This window comes from Ideonella lacteola (genome assembly GCF_038066555.1).
In the GTDB taxonomy this organism is placed as follows: Bacteria; Pseudomonadota; Gammaproteobacteria; order Burkholderiales; family Burkholderiaceae_C; genus Ideonella; species Ideonella lacteola.
In genome coordinates this window covers 224,265-249,911 of sequence record NZ_JBBUTG010000009.1, presented here as the reverse complement: position 1 = coordinate 249,911, position 25,647 = coordinate 224,265, and the positions used below count along the sequence as shown (strand labels likewise).

The following is a 25,647-nucleotide window of genomic DNA, read 5'->3' as shown; positions in this document are numbered from 1 at the left end:
CGGCGCGCTGAATCAGAACTTGTAGCCGAGCACCACGCGCAGCGTGCGCATCGGGCCGCGCATCGAGTTGGGCTTGCCCAGGTCGGGGTTGAGGGGCTCGCCCTGTCCACCCGCCCAGTCGTTGTAGCCGCCGTAGTTCTTGGTGTCGAACAGGTTCAGCACATCGAGCCGGGTGTTGACCTTGCCGAAGGCGACGCTCCAGTCCTTGGCGAGGCCGAGGTCGAACTGGCTGAAGTCGCGGCTCTTGCCTTCGACGTAGACGCATTGGTCCCAGCCGGCGCGGCAGTCGGTGATCTGGCGCGGTTTGCCGCTGGCCCACACCGCCTTGGCCGACACCTGGATGCCCCAGGGCAGCAGGCCGTCGGTGACGAGCGCGGCCACCACGCGGTGCTTGTCCACCAGGCGCGAGGTGTTGAAGCCGGCGGTGTCGCGGCCGTAGGTCCAGTTGAAGATGTCGTCGTCCCAGTTCCGGGCGTTGGTCTGCGCGTCGGTGTAGGTGTAGGCCACGGTGAGGCCCCAGCCCGATTCGCTGCTGTACGGCTTGTCGGCCTTGACGAAGACGGAGCCGGTCTTGTTCTCGCCGACGAAGTCACCCAGCACGAGGGTGCCGTATCCGTTCGGGCCGCCCCACAGCGGATCGATCGGGCTCTGGTTGCCGTAGCCGCCTTGCGGGTCGCGGTTGCCGCCGAACCAGATGAACTGGTTCTTGGCGTGCACGTGGCTGTATGCGATCTCGGCGTTCCAGGTGCCCAGCGCCTGCCGCAGCCCGAGGGTGAACTGGTCGGCGAACGGCATCTTGAAGTCGTTCTTGATGAGCCAGATCTCGCCGCCAGCCTGCGCGTTCTTCTGGCGCTCGTCCAGCGCGTGGTTGGCCATCGTGCGGTCGTACGAACGGCCCCAGCCACCGAAGATGACCGAGGCGCGGTCACCGAAGAGGTCATAGGACGCGCCGACCCGCGGTGCGAAGGCCTGTTTGTAGGCTTTGCGGGATCGGCCGTCGGCGATGTAGTCGGCAATGTTGATGCCGCCCAGCGCCAGCGACTCGGCATACGTCTGACCGGCGGGCGCGGTGATGCCGGCGATGGTGCGGCCGTCTTCGGCGTAGAGCGCCGTCACGCGGTCCTCGGGAGTGACGTAGTCGTTGTTCAGCATGTTGGTCTCGTAGTCCCAACGGATGCCGACGTTGACTTCGAGCTGCTTGGACACCGCCCAGTCATCCTGCAGGTAGAGGCCGTACTGCTGGTTGCTGTAGCCCACCGAGGCGGGCGCGAGGGCGCGGTCGATCTGGCACTGGTCCGAGCTGTCGCCGGTGTTGGAGACGTTGGTGCCCGTGCAGTTGCTGCCGTCGTAGTAGAGGAAGCCGGCGGTCGGGTCGATCAGCGCCTGCACGACGTCGACGCTGCGCGAGGTGCCCGACAGGCGGTACTTCATGTCCTTGAGCTTGAAACCACCCTTGACGACGTGGCCCTTGGCGCCGGTCCAGGTCAGCTCCTCGGAGATGAAGGTGCCCTGCTGCCGGCGGAACTGCGCGTCGGGCGAGCCGCCGTCGAACAGCACGTCCTGCCAGCCGTCCTTGGTGCCCGAGGTCGAGCCCTTGTACTTGATGAACGGCGTCGTCGCAGCGGATTTCGGGTTGTAGGTGTACTCCTCCCAGCCGATGCGCGCCTCGCTGAGCAGGTTGCCCCACGTCCACTCGTGCTTCAGGTCGATGCGGGTCTCGTCGTTCTTGCGAGCCTTGTCGTTGCCGGGCACGCTCAACCGCGTGTCTTCCGGCACGCGGTCGGTCTCGGTGCGGATCTTGGCGCTGAACGTCAGGCGCTGGTCTTCGTTGAGCTGCGCATCGATCTTGCCGAGGAACAGGTCTTCGTGGAACTTGTCGACCGTGGCGCCGGCCTCGGCCAGCAGCGCCGGCACGATGCCTTTGTCCGCCGGCAGCAGGTTGGTGTTCTGCGCGATCACCTGGCGCGAGCTGTCGATCTGCTTGCCGTCGTAGGCCGCGAAGAAGTGGATCTGGTCCTTCACGATCGGGCCGCCCACCGCGACCCCGGCCTGGATCTGCGTGGACGACGGGCGGGGCACGCCGCTGCGTTCGGCTTCTTCCTGGAACGGGTTCTTCTCGGTCCAGTTGGTGCCGGTGCGGTCGACGTAGACCTCGCCATGGAATTCATTGGTGCCGGACTTGGTGATGGCGGTGATGGCCGCGCCGCTGACCTGGTCGAACTCCGCCTTGTAGTTCTGCGTCAGCACCTTGTATTCGGCGATCGCCGACTGCGGGAACGGGTTGCCGCGGCTCGAATCCATGCCGGATGCGCCGTTGCGCAGGATGTTGTTCTTCTGCCCGACGCCGTCGATGTAGACGTTGATGTTGTTGCGGTCCTGCCCGCCGCTTTGCAGGTTCACCTGGCCGGTGTTGGCCGATTCGTTGTAGGCCACGCCGGGCGCCAGGTCGACCGAGCTCAGGAAGTTGCGGGTGCTCTGCGGCAGGCTCTCGATCTGGCGCCGTGTCACGCTGGTGCCGAGCTGCGAATCCTTCACGTCTTTGCGGTTCAGCGAGCCGACGATCGTCACCTGCTGGGCCGTGCCCACCGCGAGATCGAGCGTCGCGGTTTCGCCGACCTGCAGCGTCACCACCTCGCTGGCTGCGCCGCCCACGCGCAACTCATAGCGCCCTGGCGCCAGCCCCACCAGCGAGTAGCTGCCATCGCTGGCGGTGGTGGTGCGGTAGGTGGTGCCGTTGTCCTTGTTGACCGCCTGCACGGGGGTGCCGGCCTGGGCGGCGGCGCTGCCGGAGTTGATCACGCCGCGCAGGGTGGCGGTGCTGACCTGGGCGTGCAGCGGCGTGCTGCCGGCCACCAGCAGCCAAGCCGCGGCGGCCGCCAGTGCATGTCGTTGAAAACGTTTACGCGATGTGATCATGGACTGTCTCCGTGTTCGGTTTGGCGTTGTTTCCTGCGGAAGCGAGAGAGCCGTCGGCACCGCCCGGCTCAGGCCGGGCGAAGACTCGACTGGCGCACCACCAGCTCGGCCCGCAAAGTGCGGGCGCCAGCCGGTGGTCGTTCGGGCACCTCGATGGCCGAGGCCAGCTCGGCCAGCGCCAGGGCGCCGAGTTCGACGATGGGCACCCGCACGGTGGTCAATGCGGGTTGCACATAACGGCAGATCGGGATGTCGTCGAAGCCGGCCAGCGCGATGTCCTTCGGCACGGCGACGCCGCGCTGCAGGAACACCGACAGGCAGCCCAGTGCCATCATGTCGTTGCCGGCGAAGACGGCGCTCGGGCGTTGCGACAGCGCCAGCAGCTCTTGCCCTGCACGCTGGCCGCTTTGTTCGGTGAAGTCGCCGGGCAGCACCAGCTCGGGCGTGCCGGGCAGCACCTCGGCCAGGGCGGCCCGGTAGCCGCGCAGCCGCTCTTGCGCTTCATGGTTGCCGTCTGGGCCGGCGATGAACGCGATGCTACGGTGGCCCACGTCGGCCAGGTGGCGCACCATCGCCTGGGCGCCGCCGAAGTTGTCGACCCGGAAGCTGGCGTGCGGGGCGTCTTCGCGGCCCGCGTTCATGATCACGGCCGGCACCCCCGGGGGCATGGCGCCCACGAGTTCTTCCGGGTCCATGTGCGGCGACATCACCAGCAGGCCGTCGACGCGGCCGTGCATCGCACGCAGCGCCGAGGTGGCCTCGGCGGTGTTGCCATGCGAGCTGGAAACGAGCAGGTGCAGGCCGCGCGAACGCGCCGCCACGTCGATGCCGCGGATCAGCTCGGAGAAGAATTCGCCGTGCAGATCCGGCAGCAGCGCGCCCACCGTGTGGGTGCGCCGGGTGATGAGGCTGCGGGCCGCGCTCGATGGCGTGAACCGAAGTTCCTTGGCGATGCGCTGGATTCGTTCGCGCGTTTCGGGGGTGACGGCGGCGTGGCCGTTCATGACCCGCGACACGGTGGCGACCGATACACCGGCTTCGCGGGCGACGTCTTTGATGGTGGTGGCCATGGGGCTATGGATGCGATGGCAGGGCATGTTGCCGCCCGCGCGCCGGCGCGTCGGCAAGCGGTGATGCCGCCCGCTTCGCCCCGGCTCGCGAGGCGACCACGAGGCCCCGGAGTTTTACGTTCATGGCATTAGACGCCATCGATCATCCCCTTCGGCGACTGTTGTCAGCTCGACAGGCGAGGCAGCCCATCCGTGGGCGCCGATGCTGTGTCGTTCAGGCAACGCCCACGCGTCGAGATCACCTGCGAATAGAGCGCGCAAGTGGCTTTCGGCGTGCGTTTTTGCGTCGCGTAGTTCACGTGCAGCAGACCGAAGCGCTTGGAATACCCGAGCGCCCATTCGAGGTTGTCCAACAGTGACCAGGCGTAATAACCACGCACATTGACGCCCGCCTCGCGGGCGGCATGCACCGCCCGCAGATGGCGGCGCAGGTAGTCCGTGCGAAGAGGGTCGTCGAGCACCGGCGCTTCCACGCTCGGCGGGTCGTAGAAGGCCGAGCCGTTCTCGGTGATGTAGATCGGCAGGTCGCCATAGTGCTGCTTGAACCACAGCAGCGTGTCGGTGAGCCCGGGCGGGTACACCTCCCACGCCGTTTCGGTGTGCGTGGCCTGCGTTTGGCGCACGGCCGAAGCGCGCAGCGGCCAGGCGGCCGGGTCGTCGCGCACCACGGCCCGGGTGTAGTAGTTGATGCCGATGAAGTCCAGCGGCTGGTGGGCCAGCGCCAGTTCCTCTGCCGGCCAATCCACCCACGCCTCGCCGAAGACCTCGGGCAGCTCGGCGGGTGTCGTGCCGCGCAGCGCGGGGTCGAGGTACTGCCGGTTCATGTAGGCGTCGGCGCGCGCCGTGGCCGCGAGGTCGGCCGCGCCATGGCTGGCGGGGTACTTCGGCTCGATGTTGACCACCAGCCCGATGCGCCGATCGGGCGCCGCCGGCACCAGGGCGCGAAAGGCCTGCACCGCGCGACCGTGCGCTCGCATCAGCTGGCGCGCCGCGATCGCCGCCTCGTAGGCGCTGCGGTGCCCGGGCGCCAGCGTGCCGTGCAGAAAGCCGCCATCGGTGATGACCCACGGTTCATTCAAGGTCGCCCACATCGGCACGCGGTCACCGAGTGCCTTGAACAACACGCTGGCGTAATCGGCGAACCAGTCGGCGATGTCCGGGTTCAGCCAGCCGCCGCGGTCGTCGAGCGCGGCGGGCAAGTCCCAGTGGTACAGGGTGATGTTGGGCTGGATGCCGGCTTCGAGCAGGGCGTCGACCTTCCGCTCGTAGTGGGCCAGGCCGGCAGGGTTCACGCGGCCCCGGCCTTCGGGCAGGATGCGCGACCACGAGATGCTGAAGCGGTAGCTGCCCAGGCCGATGCGTCGCATCCACTGCAGATCCTCAGGCCAGCGCCGGTAGTGATCGCACGCCACGTCACCGGTATCTCCATCGCGGACCCTTCCGGGAGTGCGGACAAAGCGGTGCCAGCTGCTCACGCCCGCCCCATCCGCCAGGGGAGAACCCTCAACTTGGTAAGCAGCTGTCGCAGCTCCCCACAAAAAGTCAACGGGAAACTCGACAGGTGTGAAGATTGATGAAGACATGTAGCCGGCTTTTTCTTCCGTGGAAACGTTTACACGACGCGACATCATAGAGATAGGCGACGGACCCGGACTCTTGGGGCAAACCCGGTAGGGGGGATTGCCCCCCATATTCATCAGTTACATGTCTTCGCGCACGCGGAGGACACTTGCGTCCGCCCCATCCACCGCATCGTCGAGGCCCACCGTGTTGATCTCCGACAAAGTCGTTTTCGTCGAACTGCAAAAGACTGGTTCCACGCACATCAAGAACCTGTTGAAGGAGACGGTGGGTGGCAAGAGCGACGGCAAGCACAACGTGCCCACGCCGGAGCTGTTGGCCAGCGGGCGCACCTTCCTCGGCTCGGTGCGCGACCCGTGGGGCTGGTACCTGTCGCTGTGGTCATACGGCTGCCAGCAGCAGGGCAAGCTCTACCAACGCCTGACGAACCCGAAGCGCTGGGACCGCGTGCACGACAAGCTCGTCGAGGTGCGCAAGACCCAGAAGGAAAAGATGAAGGCGCTTGCCGCGGGCCGCGGTGAGGGCAGCGACAAGAAGTGGAAGCCGATCCTCATTCCCGACCGCCTGGGGGTCGATCGCGCCAAAGGTTTCTACTACAAGGACCCGGGCGATGCGGAGGCCTTCCGCGAGTGGTTGCGCCTGGTGTGCTCACCAGCGGCCCGCCGCCTGGTCGAAGACGGTTTCTCCAAGTCGCCGATCGGCAAGCTCGGCGGGCTGATGACCTTCCGTTACTTCAACCTGTTCGTGCCGGGCTCGGAGCAGATCCCGCCGACGATCAACACCCTGAAGCAGCTGCGCGCCTTCGAGGCGGAGCGGGTCGCGGTCAAGCACATTGTTCGCCAGCACACGCTGGCCGATGACCTGGTGCATGCGCTGGACAACTGCAACATCGTGCTGACCGACCAGCAGCGCGCCAAGATCTACGAAGCCAAGCCGACCAACAAGTCGGTTCGCCCGTTCCCGTTCGCCCACTACTACGACGTCGAGAGCATCGACATCGTCGCGCGGCGCGAAAAGTTCATCATCCAGCGCTTCGGCTACGAGCGGCCCAACGTGGCCTGATCGTGGTGGCGGCCGCACCGGCGGCCCCGCGAAGACGCTGACGAGTGGCGCACCAGAGGCCGCACATCGTAAGGTGTGCGGCCTTTGTCATAGGGGCCGCGGACGGCCGGGCCCTACAGACGCGGAAACGCCGACGCGGAAACGTCTGGTTGCCTCGGAAGCGTTTGCCCCTAGGTAGATCGCCCGAGCCGATACAGCAAGCTGCCGTATTCACGCCGAGCGTGGCTCCGCCGAAGATCGGCTCCACCCATCAACACCCACGTCGAGGAGAGCGCATCATGAAGACGGTTCGATCACAGTCGGTGGCCGGCATGGCGCTGGCGGTACTCAGTGCCTCGTTGCTGGTCGCCTGCGGCGGCGGAGAAGAAGACACCCTGGCCGCCGACGGGGTGGAGACCAGCGCCCGCGTCGGCCTGCGCCCCGAGCATGGCCTCAGCACACCCGGCGCGCGGGCTCAAGGGGCGGAAGGCGCCGACGCAAGCGATCAGCAGGCCGCTGCCGTGGACGAGACGGTCGACCGCGTGGCGCCGCAGGCGGCTGCACGCCCGTTCCCTTACCACGTAACCTACACCGCCGGCGCCATCAAGCCCAACAACGTCAGCCAATCGGCGATGGATTCGAAGGTGACGGCGCACTACAACGCCTGGAAGACCAACTACCTGCGCACGCTCGGCGGCCAGGGCACCTGGGTGAAGTACGACGGCAGCAACTCCACCGTGTCCGAGGCGCACGGCTACGGCATGGTGCTGGCCGCCTACATGGCCGACAAGTCGACCTTCGATTCGATGTATGGCTACTTCACCAAGCACTACAGCGGGGCGGGCCCGCACCTGATGTCGTGGAAGCAGACGTACTCGGGCGGCGTGATGAAGAACGTCGAGGGCAATGACTCGGCCACCGATGGTGACCTGGACATCGCGTATTCGCTGCTGCTGGCCCATGTGCAGTGGGGCTCGTCGGGCAGCATCAACTACAAGGCGCGCGCGCTGGAGGTGATGCACGACATCCTCGACTACGACGTCAACCAGACCTACTGGAACCTCACGCCAGGCGATTGGGCTTCCGGCAGCGATGCCAACCACACCCGGCCGTCGGATTTCATGACCGGTCACATCCTCGCCTTCGCGAAGTACGACACCGCGAACACCACCAAGTGGAACAAGGTCTACGACACGATCTCGCAGGCGGTGAACTACCAGTACACCCACGGCAGCGGCTCGACCGGCCTGATGCCTGACTTCATGGTCCGCTCGGGCTCAAACTGGGTGCCGGTGTCGGGCACCTACCTCGAGAGCAAGCACGACGGTGACTTCAACTACAACTCGTGCCGCACGCCGTGGCGCCTGGCGATGAGCTGGTTGAACAACGGCAAGACCGACATGTTGGCGCCGCAGCAAAAAATGGCCTCGTGGATCAAGTCGAAGGCCGGCTCGCCCACCGGCATCCGCGCCGGCTACTACGTGAAGAACGGCACCAACGGCAGCTCTTACGTCAACTACGACGATCTCTCGTTCACCGCCCCGATGGCCGTCAATGCCATGCTCGGTGGCTCCGGCGCCCAAAGCTGGCTCAACAGCCTGTGGTCGTCGATCACCGGTGGCGACTACGGCACCAAGGTCGACTACTTCGGCGATGCGATCCGCATGCATGTGTTGATCACCGTCTCGGGCAACTGGTGGACGCCTTGAGCCGCGGCCGATAGCGCTTGCGCTGCGAGGCCGCTGGCACGGCCGCCCACGCGGCAGTGCCCGCCGGCACCGATGGGGCGGTGCCGGCGTCTGGCGTTTCACCAGCGCTCGCGCAGCCGGCGGGCCAGGTCCAGCACGGCGCCGGGTGGCGGGGTGGGTGGCCCGATAGCCCAGTTCGGCGTGGCCGGCCCGATGCTGTCGAAGTGCTCGGCCACCTCCGGCGTGATGAACCGGGACAGCCCCCCGTAGAGATGGCGGTCACCGAAGCGGCGCTGCTGCGTCACATAGAAGCGCTGCGGCACCATCAACGACAGGTGGTGGCGTGCGCGAGTCATGGCCACGTAGAGAAGCCGGCGCTCTTCTTCAAGCTGCGCGGGGGTGGCGGTCGACAGATCGCCCGGTATGCAGCCGTCGATCACGTTGAGCACGCTCACGGCTGACCACTCCTGGCCCTTGGCCGCATGGATGGTGGAGAGGATGAGGTAGTCCTCGTCCAGGTGCGGGTCGCCGGCTTCGTCGCTGGTGGCCTGGGGCGGGTCCAACGTCAGCTCCGTGAGGAACCGCTCACGGCTGGCGTGGCCCGCGGCCAGGCGGGCCAATTGCTCGATATCGGCACGCCGTGGCACCGGGTGGTCGTGCAGCCGCTCCAGATGTGGCCCGTACCAGTCGGCCACCAGGGCCATGTCACCGGGCCACTCGCTGTGGGCCGACAGCCGCTGCATCAGGGCGGCGAGCCCCTCCCACTCGCCGCGTACCGCGGCGGGAGGTTCGAAGGCCTGCAAGACCGCGGCCGGGTCCGCGTGGGCGTCCATCGCGTCCAGAAGGCGGCGTGCCGTTGCGGGGCCGATGCCCGGCACCAGCTGGGCCACCCGAAAGCCCGCCAGGCGCAGCCTCGGGTTGCTGGCCCAGCGCAGGATCGACAGCACGTCCTTCACGTGCGCCGCCTCCAGGAACTTCAATCCGCCGTACTTGACGTACGGGATCTGCCGCCGCGCCAGTTCCAGCTCGAGCGCCGCGCTGTGAGACGAGGTACGGAACAGCACCGCCTGCGACTTCAGCTTCAGGCCGCCTTCGCGCCGCGCGAGGATATGGTCCACCACCCATCGAGCCTGCGCGGTCTCGTCATCCACCGCCACCAGCTGAGGCCGTGCGGTGCCGGCACGATCGGTCCATAACGCCTTCTTGAAGCGCTCCGGCGCCAGTGCGATCACCGCGTTGGCCGCCGTCAGCAGCGGCGTCGTCGAGCGGTAGTTGCGATCGAGGGTGACCACCCGGGCGGGGGGCGAGAACGCGCCCGGAAAGTCGAGGATGTTGCGCACCTCGGCGGCCCGGAACGAATAGATCGCCTGCGCATCGTCGCCGACCACGGTGAGGCCCCGGCCCTGGGGCTTAAGCGCCAACAGGATCGCGGCTTGCAAGCGGTTGGTGTCCTGGTACTCGTCGACCAGCACATGGGTGAAGCGTTCGCCCAGCCAGGCGGCCACATCGGGCTCGCGCATCAACTCGGCCCACCACAGCAGCAGGTCGTCGTAGTCCAGCGCGTGCTGATCCCGTTTGGTGGCCTCGTACGCTCGAAACAGGCCCCGCAGGCCCTCCTCGGCGTGTGCGCACCAGGGGAAGGCCTGGCGCAGCACGTCAGAGAGCTGCGCCTGGCTGTTCACGGCACGCGAATAGATCGCCAGACAGGTTCCCTTCAGCGGAAAGCGCGCCGAGCCCGTCTCGGCCGCACGGGCGAGGCCCTGGGCCTCGCGCACCCAACCCATCAGGTCTTCGGCATCCGCGCGGTCGAGGATGGTGAAGTCGTCCGACAGCCCCAGCCTTCCGGCCTGCTCGCGCAGCAGCCGGGCGCCGATGGCGTGGAAGGTGCCGGCCCAAGGCAGCACCGGCGCCGCACCTGCGGGCAGGCCCAGCGAGGCCTGCAGCAGCCCCGCCACGCGCTGTTGCATCTCCACCGCAGCCCGCCGCGAGAAGGTCAGCAGCATCAGGCGGTTCGGGTCCGCGCCGCCCAGCACCAGCCGCGCCACGCGGGCGGCCAGGGTCATCGTCTTGCCGGCCCCCGCCCCGGCGATCACCAGCAGCGGCCCGTCGCCATGCTCGGCAGCTTCACGCTGCGGCTCGTTCAGGCTGGCCAGCGGGTCGACACGCGCGGCCACCGACGCGGCGGCGGCGTGGGTGGCGGGCGTGGTGATGGCAGACACCCCGCCAGCATACTGGATGGCCGTCCAGTTCGCCCCGCTGGTGCACGCCGCCCAACGCCCCCGGAGAACCTGAGAACCTCACCGCGCGAGGGGCAGCCTTGTCGTCGCGCCCGGCGTGCACTACCCTTGCCCGGCTGCGGACCGAACGGGCGGCTTCACGCCCGGCGAGCCTCAGCGTTCCATGAAACCCGCGCGCACCTTCCTGGGAAGACTGCTCTTGCTGGTCGGGGTGGTCACACTGCCCTGGGTCCTGGCGTGGGTGCTCGACATCATGCAGGAGCAACGCGTCGCCGAGCAGCGCGTGCTCGACCGCGCGCAACGCCGCGCCGAGCTGGTCGCCTGGGAAGTCGACATCACGCTGCAGCGAAACCGGCGCCTGCTGGACTTTCTCAGCACCCGGCCCGAGATCCGCCGCGCCGACGGTGAGACCTGCCGCCTGCTGATGGTGGGCATGGTGACGATCGATCCCTTGCTGATGAATGTCGCGATGCTGAGCCCCGAAGGGCGACCGCTGTGCGTGTCGGTCGACTCACCCCGGATGCCCGCCACCGTGGCTGACTACCCCGAGTTCCGCGAGGCCTTGACGACCGACGCTTTGGTTTATGGCCGACCGCGCTGGGGGCCGGTCGCGCAGCGGTTGGTGCTGCCCTTGCTTCGCCGCGTCCATGCGCCGGACGGCCAAGTCGTCGGGGTGCTGTTGGTGACCCTCGACCTGGTGCAGTGGTCGGAAGGCTGGCGGCGCTATGCCGATCCGGAAGGCAGCACGGTAGCGTTGCAGGATCGCGAGGGGATCGTGCTGGCGCGTCACCCTGACGCGGCCACGTGGATTGGGCGCGACGAGTCCGAGCGGCTGCTGGCGTTCAGGCAGCGCTGGCCGGAGGGGCGTGGCGTCGGAGGCGGCGTCGATGGGGTGCGGCGCTTCTACGCGCTGGCGCCAGTCCAGGCGCAAGGGCTTGTGGTCATCGCGGGGTTGCCGGAAGAAGCCGTGCTGGCCCCCGTGCGGCAGCAGGTGCGCCGTGCCCTGCTGGCGCTGGTCGCCTTGTCCGCCCTGGTGCTGTGGCTCGCCTGGCGCCTGTCGCAACGCCTGGTGGCGCCGCTGGCTCACCTGGCCGGCACGGCGCGGGCCGTGGCCGAGGGCCATCCGCAGGCTCGGGCCGACGAGAACCTGCCCGGTGAGTTCCGCACCGTGGCGATCGAGTTCAACCGCATGCTCGACGGGCGCGACCGTGCGCAGGCGAGGCTGGCCGAGTCGGAGCGCCGCTTTCGCGAAATGCTCGACACGGTGGAGCTGTTCGCGATGGCCGTAGACCGAGAGGGTCGCATCACCTATGCGAACGGATTCTTTCTGCAGCGCACCCGCTGGCCCCTGGATGAGCTGATCGGTGCGAGCTGGTGCGACCATTGCATGCCGCCGGGTCTGGACGGGGAGCGTGATGCCTGGCTGCGCGCCCTGCGAGACGGCACGCTGCCCGCGCACAACGAGGCGCCGCTGCTCAGCCGCGGGGGCGAGCCGCGATGGGTGCGCTGGAGCAGCACGGTGCTGCGCGACGAGCGTGGCCTGGTGCTCGGGCGCGCCAGCATCGGCGAAGACATCACCGAGCAGCGCCTGGCAGAGCGGCAGGTGCTGCGCTTGCAGGGCTTCCTGACGGCCTTGTCACGCACCCAGCGCGCCATCATCCACCGGGCTCCGCGCGACCAACTGCTGCGCGAGGCCTGCGAGGCCTGCGTGGGCGCAGGCCAGGCGCGCATTGCCAGCGCGTGGCTGAAGGCTGAGCACGAGTTGGTGGCGGTGGCCTGGTCCGGGCCGGCAGAGCGGCTCTTTGGCGGGATGCCGGCCCACTGCGACCTGCGCGCCGAGGGCTTTGTCCACACGCTGACCGGGCGTGCATTGCATGCCGGTCTGACCGGCGTGTGCAACGACATCGTGCACGACCCCCGGGCCGCCGATTGGCGGCGCCATGCCGACGAAGCGGGTGTGCGGGCGCAGGCGGTGTTCCCGCTGCGTTGCGCAGGCGAGATCGTGGGGGTGCTGCTGCTGCACATGGACGAGCCGAACTGGTTCGACGATGCGTTGGTGGAGCTGCTGCACCAGCTGACCGACGACCTGGCCTTCGCGCTCGACAACCTGCAGCGCGAGCAGGCCCGACTGCAGGCGCAGCGCCAGGCCGCCACCGACCATCGCCGCTTCAAGACCATCTTCGATGCCTCGCCCACCGGCATGGCCGTGCGCACCCTGCACGAAGGCCGCCTGCTTGATGTGAACGCGGTCTTCGCGAAGCGCGTGGGGCGCCCGCGAGAGGCGCTGATCGGCCGCAAACTGCACGAGGACCGACTGGGCATGTCGCTCGACGACCATGAGCGGTTGATGGCGGCGATGCAGCAGAACGCCGGCGTGCGCGATTTCGAGGCCCGGGTGCGCGGCGCCGACGGGGCCGAGCGCATCGTGCTCATCAATGGCGAGTTGATCGACTACGACGGCCAGCCCGCCGTGCTGACGATCAGCCACGACATCACCGAGCGCCGCCGCGCCGAGCAAGCGCTGCAGGCGCGTGAGCGGCAACTGGCCGGCATCGTCGAATCGGCGATGGACGCGATCATCACCGTCGACGCGTCCCAGCGGGTATTGATGTTCAATCGCGCCGCGTGCGAGATGTTCCGGGTCAGCGCTGAAGACGTGCTGGGGCGGCCGCTCGATGCCTTCGTGCCGCGCGATCTGCTGACGCGGCACCAGCACGGCATGCAGGCCTTTGTCGACGGCGGCCGCGAGCAGGTCACGCTGGGTCGGGAGCGCCGGCTCCATGGCGTGCGCGCGGACGGCGAGCGCTTCGCCTTCGAGGCCGCCATCACGCGCCAGGGCGACGGCGACGAGATGACGATGACCGCGGTGATCCACGACCTCACCGAGCGCATCGCCGCCGAGGCCGCGCGGGAAGCGCGTCTTCTGGCCGAGGTGGCCAGCCAGGCGAAGACCGAGTTCTTGTCGCGCATGAGCCATGAGCTGCGCACGCCGCTGAACGCCATGTTGGGATTTGCGCAGTTGCTGAGCGACGACCCGCGCGAGCCGATGAGCCCAAGGCAACTGCGGCACCTGGGCCTCATGCGTGAGGCAGGCTGGCACCTGCTGGCCCTGATCGACGATGTGCTGGATGTCTCCCGCATCGAGGCCGGCGAGCTGGACATGCAGCTGGAGCCGGTGGCGCTGCGGCCGATGGTCGAGTCGGCACTGTCGGTGTCGGCCACCTTGGCGGCGCGGGCCCAGGTTCAACTGCGTCACACCCTCGATGGCGATCTGCAGGACCTGGCGGTGCGCGCGGATGCCACGCGGCTGCGGCAGGTGGTGCTGAACCTGCTGTCGAACGGCTGCAAGTACAACCGTGCGGGTGGTGAAGTGGTGGTGCAGGTCGCGGTCGATGGCGAGACGGTGCGTCTGGACGTGGTGGACAACGGCCTCGGCATGGACGAGTCGCAGCAGGCCCACCTGTTCGAACCCTTCAACCGCCTCGGCCGTGAGCGCGGCCCTGTCGAAGGCACCGGCATCGGCCTGCACCTGACCCGCCAACTGGTGCTGAAGATGGGCGGCACGATCACCGCCGAGAGTGCGGCGGGCCTCGGCACCCGAATGAGCGTGCGGCTGCCGCGCGCCCGCCTCGACGAAGATGCTGCCGTGGTGGTCGGGGGCGCCGCAGGCTTGACACCGGGCAGCGACGGTGCGCTGGAAGGGCACATCCTCTACGTCGAAGACAACCCGGTCAACCTGATGTTGGTCGAGCAGTTTCTTCTGCGCTGGCCGGGGGTGCAATTGAGCAGCGCGTCCACCGGTGCCCATGGCGTGGAGCAGTTGGCCGGCTTTCGCGCCCGCGGCCAGGGCGTCGACCTGGTGCTGCTGGACATGCAGTTGCCGGACATGCACGGCATTGACCTGTTGCTGCAACTGCGCCAGCAGGCGCTGCTCAACATGGCGCCGGTGGTGGCCCTGTCCGCCAGTGCGATGCCCGATGCGGTCGATGCCGCGTTGGCGGCCGGTGCGGTGGAGTACTGGACCAAGCCGCTGAACCTGGCGCGCCTGGGCGCCGATCTGCGCCGGTTCCTCCGCGCCGACAACTGATCGCGGCGGGGCGAGCGGGCTGGGGCCGCAGACGCCTGCAACACCTGGAGAGCCCACGAAACCGAAGGTCACGCGCCGGCCGTCGGCATGCCGCTATGGTCGCGCTGCGATTGCAAACACTTCAGGAGACAGTCATGCAACCCCCATCAACATGGCCAGGGCCCGGGCGCTATCACCGCCCCGCTCACCGCCTCGCTCGCCATGCCGCCGCCATGGCGCTCATCGCCATGTGCACGGCCACCTTCGCACACGACAGCGTGTCCCCCACCGTGGCAGGCGGCGGGCCCGAAGCGGACGACGGACGCACCAATGCCGAAGCGATCGTCACGCCACGCCTGGCGGGCTGGGAGGCTGCGATTCGCCAGGCGGTGCTGAGCCGTCATGGCGAGCAGGCGCGCGAGGCCTATGGCGCGTTGACGACGCCGGTGGTTGAGCCGCACCGTCAGTCGGCCGATGGGCGCTGGCTGTTCGGCGGCGCGTACTTTCCGATCCCGGATGGGCTGCATGCGGGCCCGGTGGCGGTGCTTTTCATCGCGCGGCATTCGGCGGGCGGCTGGGAGGTGGCGTTGGAGGACAGCGTTCGCTTCAACGCGCTGGCGCAGTCGGCGCCGGTGGGGATCGTGAGCCGCGACGAGCGCGAACTGTTCGCCCAGCGGCTGAGCGCCATCCAGGCGCGCCGTACCGGCGCCTTCGCGACGGGCGAGTCCACGCTGGCGGTCGATGTGGGGTTGTCCTTGCCCTTCAAGTACATGGGGCCGGTGTGGGGCACCTCCGGCGTGCACGGTGACAGCGGATCGAGCCGCCCCTACAACGCGATCGACTTCTGGGGTGGCGACGCCCGGGTGCTCACCTCACGCAAGGGAACCGCCTACAAGTACTGCACCAACGCGCGCTGGCCCTACATCAAGGTGATGCACAAGAACGGCTGGTCCACCGGCTACTACCACACCCGCAACCAGGCCAACATCAGCAACGGCCAGTCGATGACCGAGGGGCAGTTCATCGGCCAAAACGGTGTCGAGCTGCCCTGCGGCGGCAGCGCGAGCGGTGACCACGTCCACTGGACGCTGTGGCGCGACAGCGGTGCCGCGGAGGCGGTCGACAACAAGCTGATCGGTGGCTGGGTCTGGCATGAAGGCAGCCAGCCTTACAGCGGCTACGCCGAGCGCAATGGCAAGCGCGTCAACGCGGGTCAATCGGGCCTGGTGAACTATGGGCACGGCAAGAAGACGCCTTCACCGGGGCCTTCAGACGTGTCGTCAGACGTCGGAGCGCTTGTCGAGGGCCGCACCAGCCGTTGAACCAGCGTCGAACCGCTGCCGCGCTCGGGTGCTTCAGGCGGGCACCGACTGGCTGGCTGCACCGACGGCATCGGCCGCGCCGGTCTCGGCGGGCTGGGTGCTGGCGGGCGGGGCGCTGGCGGCGGATGCGTGCCCCGCGATCCCCGCGGCCGAAGGCTCAGCTGCGGCGGCTGGCAGCGAGGCGGCCGGGCGCGTGCGCACTGCGCTCTGGTGTGTTGTCCACCACGCAGCGAAATCGGCGGCCGACATCGGCCGGCCGAAGAGGTAGCCCTGGGCGGCGTGGCAACCCAGCGCGGCGAGCGCGTCGGCCTGTGCCTCGGTTTCGACACCTTCTGCCACGACCCGCAGCGCCAGCGCGTCGGCCACCTGCACCGTCGATTTCACCAGGGCGGTCTGGTATGGGTTGTGGACCATCTTGGCCACGAAGGCCCGATCGATCTTCACCGTGTCGATCGGCAGTTGATCGAGCGAGGCGAGCGACGAGTAGCCGGTGCCGAAGTCGTCGAGGGCGAGGCTCACCCCCATCTCACGCAGTTCGGCCAGCACGCCATGGGCCGATTCACCCTGCATGGCCAGCGTCTCGGTGATCTCCAGCCGCAGGGCCTGGGCGCCCAGGCCACTGTCTTGCAAGGCCGCACTCACGGCCGCCGCCAGATGACCCGGCCGCAGCTGGGCGCGGCTCAGGTTCACCGCCACCGATTCGGGCGCACCCGCGTCCATCGTTCGCTGCCATGCAGCGAGATCGGCGCAGGCTCGGCGCAGCACCTGCTCACCCAGTTGTTCGATCAGGCCGGCTTCTTCGGCGATGGGCACGAATTCGGCCGGCGACACCGGGCCGCGCTGCGGGTGGTGCCAGCGGGCGAGCGCTTCGAGCCCGACGGGCTGGTGGGTGACGAGATCGACGATCGGCTGGTAGACGACGTACAGCTGTTCTTGCTGCAAGGCCAGGCGCAGATCGGCCTCCAGCTCCAGCACATGGCGGATGCGCCGGTGCATCTCCGGGTCGAACACCTCGTAGCGACCTCGGCCGCGCCGCTTGGCTTCGTACATGGCCGTGTCGGCATCGCGCAGCACCGACTCGACATTCGCCGATGACACATCGCTGGTCACGATGCCGATGCTGGCGGTCGACTGGACCGCGCGGCCGGCCACTTGGTAGGGCGCCGCCAGCGCTTCGAGCAGGCGCCCCGCCACGCGGGTGGCATCGGCCGGCCGGGAGATGCGGTCCAGCAGCACCACGAATTCATCGCCGCCCAGTCGCCCTGCGATCTCGGGCAACTCGGTGGCGCGCACCACGTCGTCGCTGTTGCGAAGCGTCTGTTTCACGCGGGCGGCGATCTGGCGCAGCAACTCGTCTCCCGCGTCATGGCCCAGGCTGTCGTTCACCAGCTTGAAGCGGTCGAAGTCCATGAACAGCACGGCGAACATCGCGCCGGGCACCGCCTGCACCCGCTCGACGCAGCGGGCCAGCGCCTGCTGGATGCCGGCGCGGTTGGGCAGCTTGGTCAGCGTGTCGGTGAGGGCCGCGTCGCTCAGCGCCTGCTCGAGCCGTTTGCGGGCGTGGATGTCCACGTTCACCCCGGCCATGCGTCGGCCGCGGCCGTCCGGCCCGCGTTCGATCACGGCGCCCGCAGCCATCACCCAGCGCCACTCGCCGCCACGGTGGCGCATCCGGAATTCGGTGCGGTAGGGCACGTTGTCGTCGGCCAGGTGGGCTTTGAGGGCCGCGCGGCTGGCGCTGGCATCTTCCGGATGGACGAGGGCCTGCCATTCGTCGAGCGTGCGCGGCAGCTCGTCGGCGGCAAAGCCGAACATGCGGGCCCAGCGATCGTTGTAGTCGATGCGGCCGGTCTGCATGTTCCAGTCCCAGGTGCCCACGCCGGCACCGTCGATCGTCGTCTGCAGCAGGTTCCGTTGGGCGCGCACCTCGGTTTCGTCGAGGAAGCAGGTGACCACGCCTTGCAATGTCCCGCCCGGGCCGGGCAGGGTCTGGGTATTGACGCGCAGCCAACGTCGTTGGCCGTCGGCGGTGTGCACGCCGATCGGTTGATCGACTTGCGGCTCGCCGGTGCGCAGCGTGATCACCGAGGGCAGCTCTTCGGGTTGCAGCGGTGCGCCCGCCGCGTTGACGATGGCCCATTGCGGGTCGACCGAACGGCGCCCGATCATCTGCTCGCGCGGGATGCCCGTGAGTTGCTCGGCCTTCAGGTTGGCATCGACGATGCGGCCTTCCGCGTCTTGCACCATGAGCCCGGCGGGCAGAGCGCGCAGGATCGCGCCGAGGTAATCGCGTCGCTCTACCTGGGCGGTGATGTCGTTCTGAACGATCACGAAGCCGGTGAGGGTGCCATCGGGCTGGCGCAGCGGCTGCACGTCCACGTCCACCCAGTAGCTGCGGCCCTCGCGACAGCGGTTGAGCATCTCGGCGCGCAGCGGCGTGCCCTGGGCCAGGGCCTGGCTGAGTGCGGCTCGCTGGGCTTCGTCGCCCACCGGGCCGGCAGCGTCGCCATCGTGGCTGGCGGTGAGGGTGTCGATGCGCTGCTGCTCCGCCTCGGCCAGCGTGTAGCCGGTCATGCGGGTGAAGGCGGCGTTGACCCAGACGATGCGCGCCTGCGCGTCCGTCAGCACGACCGCGTTCTGGGTGCGGTCTGCCACCAGGGCCAGGCGCTGCAACTGCTCGGTCTGGTCGCACAGGCGTTGGTGGTGCTGCCGCATCCGGCGCGCCAGTGGCTCGCCCAGGCCGAGCAGCAACACGGTGACGCCGAGCGCCAGCAGGCCCACCAACACGGCGTGGGCCTCACGGCTCGCGGCGTGACGTTCTTCTGCGCGATGTTGCAGGTCTTTCGCTGCCGGCTCCATGGCCGAAATGAACTGCCGGGCCTCGGCCTGCACCTGGCCCACGAAGGGCTCGAGGGCCGTTTCGCCGCGCTCTCTTGCCATCAACAACGATCGGGTGGCGCCCCAGAGCTGCTCGCGGCGATGGGTCCAATGCCCGCGGTCGTCCTCTGCGTCGCCCCACACGCCACTCAGCTCATGAAGCCGCCCTGCGTCGGCCACCATGTCCTTCAGGGTGTCGTTCAGCGGGGCGGTGTCGTCGATGCCGTTGCCGGCCGACAGGGCGCGCGCGGCGAGTCGTTCGGCGAGGAAGACCTGGCGGCCCGCCAGATGCAGAGCCTCGGCGTCGCCTGCGCTGGAGACGGCCAGGCCGTCCGCCGTGTTGACGAAGGCCCACGCGGCCAGCATCAGCACGGTGATCACCACGCCCAGCAGACCGCGTAGCCACACCGCGCCGCTGGCATGCGGCAGCCGCTCCAGGGCGGCAGCCAGGGCTTCGTTGGCGGAGACCGCGCCGCGCGGGTCGGCGTGGTCTTGGGGTGAGGGGCGGGGCATCGGGTCGGTGGGCGGGCAGACGAGCACCACCGTCGCCGGTGCTGCTGGTCGGCTTATCGACGCCACGCGCCGGGCCTTGACCCGCTTCAGCGTGCAGAAGGTGACGCCCAGGCTTCGCCGACGGGGGGATCGATCGGGGGATCGATGGGCGCGCCCAGGCTGAGCGCCTGCAGGCAAGGCAGGCAGAGGCAGCCGGTGTAACGCTGCCGAAGGGCGGACTGTAAGCCCTCACTCAGCTTCAACGTGCCGCAGGGACAGGGGGCGGGGCCGGCTGCGCCGCAATGGAAGCCGCCGCCGCAGCGAGGGCAGCGGTCGAGACCGGGGACAGGATCGGGGCTCAATAGAGGCACTCAATAAGGGAAATCGGATCAATCAATCATCTAAATGCTGCGGCGCATCTAACATTCAACCCATCCACTCAACCACCCTTTCTTCTAGAAGGAAACACGTGATGTCGCTGATCAACACCAAGGTCCAACCGTTCAAGGCCCAGGCTTTCCACAACGGCAAGTTCATCGACGTGAGCGAGCAGTCGCTGCTGGGCAAGTGGTCCGTGCTGATCTTCATGCCGGCCGCCTTCACCTTCAACTGCCCCACCGAAGTGGAAGACGCCGCCGACAACTATGCCGAGTTCCAGAAGGCCGGTGCCGAGGTCTACATCGTGACCACCGACACCCACTTCTCGCACAAGGTGTGGCATGAAACCTCGCCGGCCGTCGGCAAGGCCAGGTTCCCGCTGGTGGGTGACCCGACCCACGCGCTGACCAACGCCTTCGGCGTGCACATCCCCGAAGAAGGCCTGGCCCTGCGCGGCACCTTCATCATCGATCCGGAAGGCACGATCAAGACGCTGGAAGTGCACGACAACGCCATCGCCCGCGACGTGAAGGAAACGCTGCGCAAGCTGAAGGCCGCCCAGTTCGTCGCCAAGAACCCGGGCCAGGTCTGCCCGGCCAAGTGGAACGAAGGCGCGAAGACGCTGACCCCGTCGCTGGACCTGGTCGGCAAGATCTAAGCCTTTCCTCCTTTCTCTCTCCGGCCCGCGCTGCCTGTCGCGGGCCCTGATCTCCCCCCACTGCGAACCGAATGCCGCCCTACCATGGGTGGCCTGGGCGCAGCCTTGCCCGAACACGAGGAATCGACCATGTTGGACGTTGCCACCCAATCCCAGCTGCGGGCCTATTTCGAGCGCATCACCCGCCCCATCGAGCTGGTGGCCAGCCTGGACGACCGTCCGGCCTCGGCCGAGATGCGTGAGCTGCTCGACGAGCTGGCCGAACTGGCGCCGAGCAAGATCCACGTGCGTCATGACGGCCAGGACACGCGCCGGCCGTCGTTCTCCGTTCAGCCCGTCGGCGTGGACCTGGGCGTGCGCTTTGCCGCCATCCCCATGGGCCATGAATTCACCTCGCTCGTGCTGGCCCTGCTGCAGGCCGGGGGCCACCCGCCGAAGGTGGAGGCCGAGGTGATCGAGCAGATCCAGGCGCTGGAAGGGGACTTCGTCTTCGAGACGTACATGTCCTTGACCTGCCACAACTGCCCTGACGTGGTGCAGGCGCTCAACCTGATGGCGGTGTTGAACCCGCGGGTGCGCCACGTGGCGATCGATGGCGGGCTCTACCAGGCGGAGATCGAAGAGCGCCAGATCATGGGTGTGCCGTCGGTCTACCTCAACGGCCAGCCCTTTGGCACCGGCCGCATGGAACTGGCCGAGATCCTGGCCAAGGTGGACACCGGTGCCGCGGCGCGCGACGCGGCGCGGCTGGCCGACAAGGCCCCGTACGACATGCTGGTGATCGGCGGCGGCCCGGCGGGCGCGGCGGCGGCGATCTACGCGGCGCGCAAGGGCATCCGCACCGGCGTGGTGGCCGAACGCTTCGGCGGCCAGGTGCTGGACACGCTGGCCATCGAGAACTTCATCTCGGTCAAGGAGACCGAGGGGCCGAAGTTCGCGGCCGCACTCGAGCAGCACGTGCGCACCTACGACGTCGACATCATGAACAACCAGCGGGCCGAGAAGCTCGTGCCCGCCAGCCAGCCCGGGGGCCTGGTCGAGGTGCAACTGGCCAACGGCGCGTCGCTCAAGAGCCGCTCGATCGTCATCTCCACCGGCGCCCGCTGGCGCAATGTCAACGTGCCCGGCGAGGCCGAGTACAAGAACAAGGGCGTGGCCTATTGCCCCCACTGCGACGGCCCGTTGTTCAAGGGCAAGCGCGTGGCGGTGATCGGTGGCGGCAACTCGGGGGTCGAGGCCGCGATCGACCTGGCCGGCGTCGTCGAACACGTCACCCTGCTCGAGTTCGCCGATGCGCTGCGCGCCGATGCGGTGCTCGTCAACAAGCTCAACAGCCTGCCCAACGTGGTGGTGCACACGCGGGCCCAGACGACCGAGATCACCGGCGACGGGCAGAAGGTCAACGGCCTGAGCTACACCGATCGGGCCACGGGCGAGAAGCACCATGTGGCGCTGGAAGGCGTGTTCGTCCAGATCGGCTTGGTGCCCAACACCGAGTGGCTCAAAGGCGTGATCGAACTGAGCCGCTTCGGCGAGATCGTGGTCGACGCCAAGGGCCAGACGAGCGTGCCGGGCGTGTTCGCCGCGGGCGACGTGACGACGGTGCCCTTCAAGCAGATCATCATCGCCACTGGCGATGGCGCGAAGGCGGCCCTGGGTGCATTCGACCACCTGATCCGCACGCCCGTGCCCGCCTGAGCTCAGCGGCCCTGGCTGTCAGGGCCCCACGTAGCGCGAGCGCACCCACATGCGCTCGCCACTGCGCCGCTGCTCGAGCGCGTGCGCCAGGAAGCCGACGCAGCGCGGCGCCATCAACAGCACCGTCGCGGCTTCGCGGGGAGCACCGATCGCCCGGCGCAAGGCCACCAGGCCGAAGTCCAATGACGGCTTCCAGCCGGTCAGCCGGTCGACGGTGGCCACCATCGGCGCCGCGGCGCCCCATCGCTCGACGAGCGCCAGCAAGGCCATCGCCCGTGGATCACCGGCCGGGTAGTACAGGTGGTCGAAGCCGGGCAAGGTTTCCCCACGGTCGAGCCGGGCGCTCAGGGCAGCGGCCTCATCGGGCTGCGCCGTCACCTCGTCCCACAAGGCCTCGACGCGGGCACAGTCACCGCCGTTGAACGCAGCGCTCACGTAGCACAGCGCGGCCATCAGGGCTGAGCCCAAGGTCGCACCGACGGAGGCCAACTGCCGGCTCGACAACCCGATCAGGTTCATCTCGTGGTCCGCGGTCAGCACCATGGCCTGGCGCACCAGATCGGCCGCCCCCTCTGGCAACGCCCAATGGCGGGCCAGTAGTTCGTGCGCCGGCAGCGCCGACGGCGCCACGCCCACGAAACAGGCGAGGGCGGCACGCAGGTGCTGGCCACAGGCTCGGGCGAGTGTTTCGCCATCCGGCAGCCAGGCGGGGCCATGCAGGCCGCCGAGGGCGGCACCCCATCGCGCGAGCACGCGATCCGACAGCGGCCATGCGGCGGTGTGGTGCACACCGTCGAGCCATGGTGGGCCCAGTTCCGGCGCCGGGCCGGCGAACGGGTCGCTCGGGCCGAACTGCCACAACAGCCGCGCCACGTCTTCGAGGGTGGCCCCTTCGGCCGCCAGGGTGGTGGCCGCACGCCCGCGGTAGACCGGCTGGCCTTCGATGATGCCGGTGAGCGCGGTGTCGAGCACCTGCAAGCCTTGCGTCATCGTCCCCGGAATCTGCTGCTCCGCGCGCCGCCCCTGGCCACGCCGACGCATCAACTGCTCAACCTCGAAGCTGGAATACCGGCTGGCGCGCGGGTCGTCCGGGTCGGCCAGTGCACTCAGCATGCCGCGGCTCACGTAGGCGTAGAGCGTCGACTTGCTCACGCCGAGCCGGCGGGCCGCTTCGCCTGCCGGCAGCAACTCGGTGGTGTAGGGACGCGACGCCGCGCGTGGGTGCTTCATATATTGATGAGCTTGATCAAGATTGACGAGATTTGACACTGTCGATTCAATCGCGGCCTTCACACCCGCCGTACCAGGGTTTTCGCAGGGTTTCCACGTGTCGATCGATTCATTCACTCGCCGGGCCGCGCGCTGCCTGCCCTTGACCTCTTCGTTGATCAGCCTCGGGCTGTGCAGTCTTGCGATGCCGGGGGGCGCCCAGACCGTCCCTCAGAACACCAACTCAGCGCCTGCCGCGGCCGACACGCCTCAGCGTGTCGAGGTGCGCAGCGCGGGTGAATGGCAAGCCCGGCGTGACGCGCTGGATGCCCGCATCGTGGTCGGCCGCGAAGAGTTGCTGAAGCAGGGCGACAGCAACCTCGCTGACGCGCTGCGCCGCGTGCCGGGCATCACCATCAGCACCACCGGCGGGAGATCCGCCGAGATCCGCATGTCGGGCCTCGGAGGCGGCTACACCCAGGTGCTGCTCAACGGCGAGCCGGTGCCCCCGGGCTTTTCGCTCGAAAGCCTCTCGCCCGATTTGATCGAGCGGGTGGAGGTCTCCCGCAGTCCGGGGGTGGACCAGAGCGCCCAGGCCATCGCCGGCAGCGTCAACATCGTGCTGCGCCGCACCGCCCGCAGCTCGCAGCGCGACCTCAAGCTCGGTGGCGCCCGGGTGCTGGAGCGTCCGACGGCCTCGATCGACGGCAACCTGGGCGATCGGGAAGGGCCTTGGTCCTGGGGGTTGGGGGTCGGCCTCGTCACCGAAGACCAGGTCTGGCCGATGGCCCTGACCTTGCGCGCCACCGACGCCTCGGGCCGGCTGGTGCAGGCCTACGACACGGACAAGCGCGAGTTCGACCGCAGCGACAGTCTCAACCTCACCCCGCGCCTGAGCTATGCCCCCAGTGACCACGACAGCGTGGCCACCGACCACCTGATTCGCGTGCGGCGCAGCACGGGCGGCGCCTTGGACCGCCGCACGGCGCTCACCGGCGATGACCCGGTGTTCGGGCGCAACGACCTGTACCTCGTGGCCGACACGGTGCAGTGGCGTGGGCGGCTGAACTGGACGCGCCAGCTCGACGAGGGCGCGAAGCTCGAAGCCAAGCTGGCCGCCACCTACGCCCGCCGCGCTTCCGAAGCCGAATTCGATGGCTGGAACGTGGCCGGCCAACCGATCCGCGATGCCCGCGTGCACTCGGTGGCGACGGATCAGGGCGCCAGTGCAGCTGGCAAATACCGCCGCCCTTTGGGTGAGTCTCATGCGCTGACCGTGGGTTGGGACGGCGAGTACGCCCGGCGCGACGAAGACCGTATCCAGCGCGAGCAGGCGCTCGACGGTGGACTGCCGGTGGAGAACCTGGACGAGGTCTACCGCGCCGGCGTCACCCGCCTTGCGTTGTTTGCGCAAGATGAGTGGGTGCTCGATCCGCAATGGAACGCCGCCCTCGGTTGGCGCTGGGAAGGGCTTCGCACGGTCAGCCAAGGTAATGTGTTTGATGGTGTGACTCGACAAACCAGCGTCTTCAGCCCGGTGCTGCGCCTGGTGTGGAAGCTGCCCCAGAGCAAGGACCAGCTCCGGCTGGGCCTGGCCCGCACCTACAAGGCACCCACCCCACGCGAGCTGATGCCGCGCCGGTTCGTGGCCAACGAAAACAGCCCCACCACGCCCGATCTGCAGGGCAACCCCGAGCTGCGGCCGGAGCTGTCTTGGGGCCTGGATGCGGCGTGGGAGCACTTCGTGGGCAACGCGGGCATCGTCAGCGTGGCAGCCTATGCCAAGCGCATCGACGATGTGATCCTCGATGAAGTGAGCCTGCAGCAGGTCAACGGTGACGAGCACTGGGTGCAGACGCGTTCGAACCAAGGCGTGGCGCGTGTCTGGGGTGTCGAGCTGGAGACGAAGCTGGACCTGCGCAAGCGCTGGGCCGAGGCGCCCCCCATCGAGCTGCGCGCCAACATCGGCTGGAATCGCTCGCTGGTGGAGTCGGTGCCGGGCCCCGACAACCGTCTGGCCCGCCAGACGCCGTATGCCTTGAACGTCGGCGCCGATTGGCGCGGCGCTGAGGGCCAGTGGTCGGCGGGCGGCAACTTCAACCTCCAAGGCGGTGGGCCGGTGCGCCAGTCGGCCACGCGCTGGGGCGGCACGCCCACCAAACGCCTTCTCGACGTGTACCTGGCCTGGAAGCCCGATGCGCAGAACCAGTGGCGACTCGCGTTGAACAACCTGCTGCACCCGCGGGAGGTGACACCGGCCCGGGTCGAAGACGATGGATGGGCTTACCGGCAGCGCGAGACCTTGCGCACTGGCACGGCGGTGAGGCTGAGCTGGGAGCACAAGCTCTGACGGCCTGGGGCTCGATGTGGACTCCCCGACTTAGGGGCCCACACCCTGGGGGGCCGGGCTCCTG

The 25,647-nt window shown here is 68.5% G+C and carries 14 protein-coding genes; 7 read left to right on the top strand and 7 right to left on the bottom strand.

Annotation, left to right across the window (positions count from 1 at the left end; all coding sequences use genetic code 11):
- Nucleotides 1-12: 12 nt before the first annotated feature.
- The 3 genes from AACH06_RS15715 to AACH06_RS15705 all read right to left on the bottom strand — a co-directional run bounded on the left by AACH06_RS15715 (nucleotide 13) and on the right by AACH06_RS15705 (nucleotide 5,569).
- Entirely contained in the window at nucleotides 13-2,916 is a 2,904-nt protein-coding gene (locus tag AACH06_RS15715) for a TonB-dependent receptor (protein ID WP_341426687.1), read from the bottom strand.
- A gap of 68 nt (nucleotides 2,917-2,984) precedes the next feature.
- Nucleotides 2,985-3,986 (bottom strand): LacI family DNA-binding transcriptional regulator, encoded by a 1,002-nt coding sequence (locus tag AACH06_RS15710; RefSeq protein WP_341426686.1) that lies wholly within the window; start codon nucleotides 3,984-3,986, stop codon nucleotides 2,985-2,987.
- A 164-nt stretch (nucleotides 3,987-4,150) separates the two neighbouring features.
- Nucleotides 4,151-5,569 carry a GH1 family beta-glucosidase gene (locus AACH06_RS15705; RefSeq protein ID WP_341426685.1) on the bottom strand — a complete coding sequence of 473 codons (1,419 nt, stop codon included), beginning with the start codon at nucleotides 5,567-5,569 and terminating at the stop codon, nucleotides 4,151-4,153.
- Nucleotides 5,570-5,753: 184 nt separating this feature from the next.
- On the opposite strand from AACH06_RS15705, the gene AACH06_RS15700 reads away from it, so the two are divergent.
- Both AACH06_RS15700 and AACH06_RS15695 read left to right on the top strand, forming a co-directional pair.
- The gene (locus AACH06_RS15700) at nucleotides 5,754-6,629 is read left to right on the top strand and encodes a hypothetical protein (RefSeq protein WP_341426684.1); all 876 of its coding nucleotides are present in this window, start codon (nucleotides 5,754-5,756) and stop codon (nucleotides 6,627-6,629) included.
- Between the two features lie 278 nt (nucleotides 6,630-6,907).
- Nucleotides 6,908-8,317, top strand: coding sequence for a family 8 glycosyl hydrolase (locus AACH06_RS15695; protein WP_341426683.1), 1,410 nt, complete (start codon nucleotides 6,908-6,910; stop codon nucleotides 8,315-8,317).
- 98 nt (nucleotides 8,318-8,415) lie between these two features.
- On the opposite strand, the gene AACH06_RS15690 is transcribed toward AACH06_RS15695, so the two are convergent.
- Nucleotides 8,416-10,506 (bottom strand): ATP-dependent helicase, encoded by a 2,091-nt coding sequence (locus tag AACH06_RS15690; protein WP_423222041.1) that lies wholly within the window; start codon nucleotides 10,504-10,506, stop codon nucleotides 8,416-8,418.
- A gap of 190 nt (nucleotides 10,507-10,696) precedes the next feature.
- Between AACH06_RS15690 and AACH06_RS15685 the strand changes: the two genes are divergently transcribed.
- Both AACH06_RS15685 and AACH06_RS15680 read left to right on the top strand, forming a co-directional pair.
- Nucleotides 10,697-14,620, top strand: coding sequence for a PAS domain S-box protein (locus tag AACH06_RS15685; protein WP_341426681.1), 3,924 nt, complete (start codon nucleotides 10,697-10,699; stop codon nucleotides 14,618-14,620).
- 134 nt (nucleotides 14,621-14,754) lie between these two features.
- Nucleotides 14,755-15,921 carry a M23 family metallopeptidase gene (locus AACH06_RS15680; RefSeq protein ID WP_341426680.1) on the top strand — a complete coding sequence of 389 codons (1,167 nt, stop codon included), beginning with the start codon at nucleotides 14,755-14,757 and terminating at the stop codon, nucleotides 15,919-15,921.
- A gap of 33 nt (nucleotides 15,922-15,954) precedes the next feature.
- Here AACH06_RS15680 and AACH06_RS15675 read toward each other — a convergent pair whose 3' ends face one another.
- Nucleotides 15,955-19,311 carry a sensor domain-containing protein gene (locus AACH06_RS15675; protein WP_341426679.1) on the bottom strand — a complete coding sequence of 1,119 codons (3,357 nt, stop codon included), beginning with the start codon at nucleotides 19,309-19,311 and terminating at the stop codon, nucleotides 15,955-15,957.
- Nucleotides 19,312-19,397: 86 nt separating this feature from the next.
- Entirely contained in the window at nucleotides 19,398-19,661 is a 264-nt protein-coding gene (locus AACH06_RS15670; RefSeq protein ID WP_341426678.1) for a cysteine-rich CWC family protein, read from the bottom strand.
- A 101-nt stretch (nucleotides 19,662-19,762) separates the two neighbouring features.
- On the opposite strand from AACH06_RS15670, the gene ahpC reads away from it, so the two are divergent.
- Together ahpC and ahpF are read left to right on the top strand one after the other, a co-directional pair.
- Complete coding sequence (ahpC, locus tag AACH06_RS15665) at nucleotides 19,763-20,326, top strand: alkyl hydroperoxide reductase subunit C (protein ID WP_341426677.1); 564 nt, start codon at nucleotides 19,763-19,765, stop codon at nucleotides 20,324-20,326.
- Nucleotides 20,327-20,455: 129 nt separating this feature from the next.
- Nucleotides 20,456-22,024, top strand: coding sequence for an alkyl hydroperoxide reductase subunit F (gene ahpF / locus AACH06_RS15660; RefSeq protein ID WP_341426676.1), 1,569 nt, complete (start codon nucleotides 20,456-20,458; stop codon nucleotides 22,022-22,024).
- Between the two features lie 18 nt (nucleotides 22,025-22,042).
- On the opposite strand, the gene AACH06_RS15655 is transcribed toward ahpF, so the two are convergent.
- Complete coding sequence (locus AACH06_RS15655; protein ID WP_341426675.1) at nucleotides 22,043-23,254, bottom strand: citrate/2-methylcitrate synthase; 1,212 nt, start codon at nucleotides 23,252-23,254, stop codon at nucleotides 22,043-22,045.
- A gap of 142 nt (nucleotides 23,255-23,396) precedes the next feature.
- Here AACH06_RS15655 and AACH06_RS15650 point away from each other — a divergent pair, with 142 nt between their 5' ends.
- Nucleotides 23,397-25,583 carry a TonB-dependent receptor plug domain-containing protein gene (locus AACH06_RS15650; RefSeq protein ID WP_341426674.1) on the top strand — a complete coding sequence of 729 codons (2,187 nt, stop codon included), beginning with the start codon at nucleotides 23,397-23,399 and terminating at the stop codon, nucleotides 25,581-25,583.
- The last annotated feature ends 64 nt before the right edge of the window (nucleotides 25,584-25,647 follow it).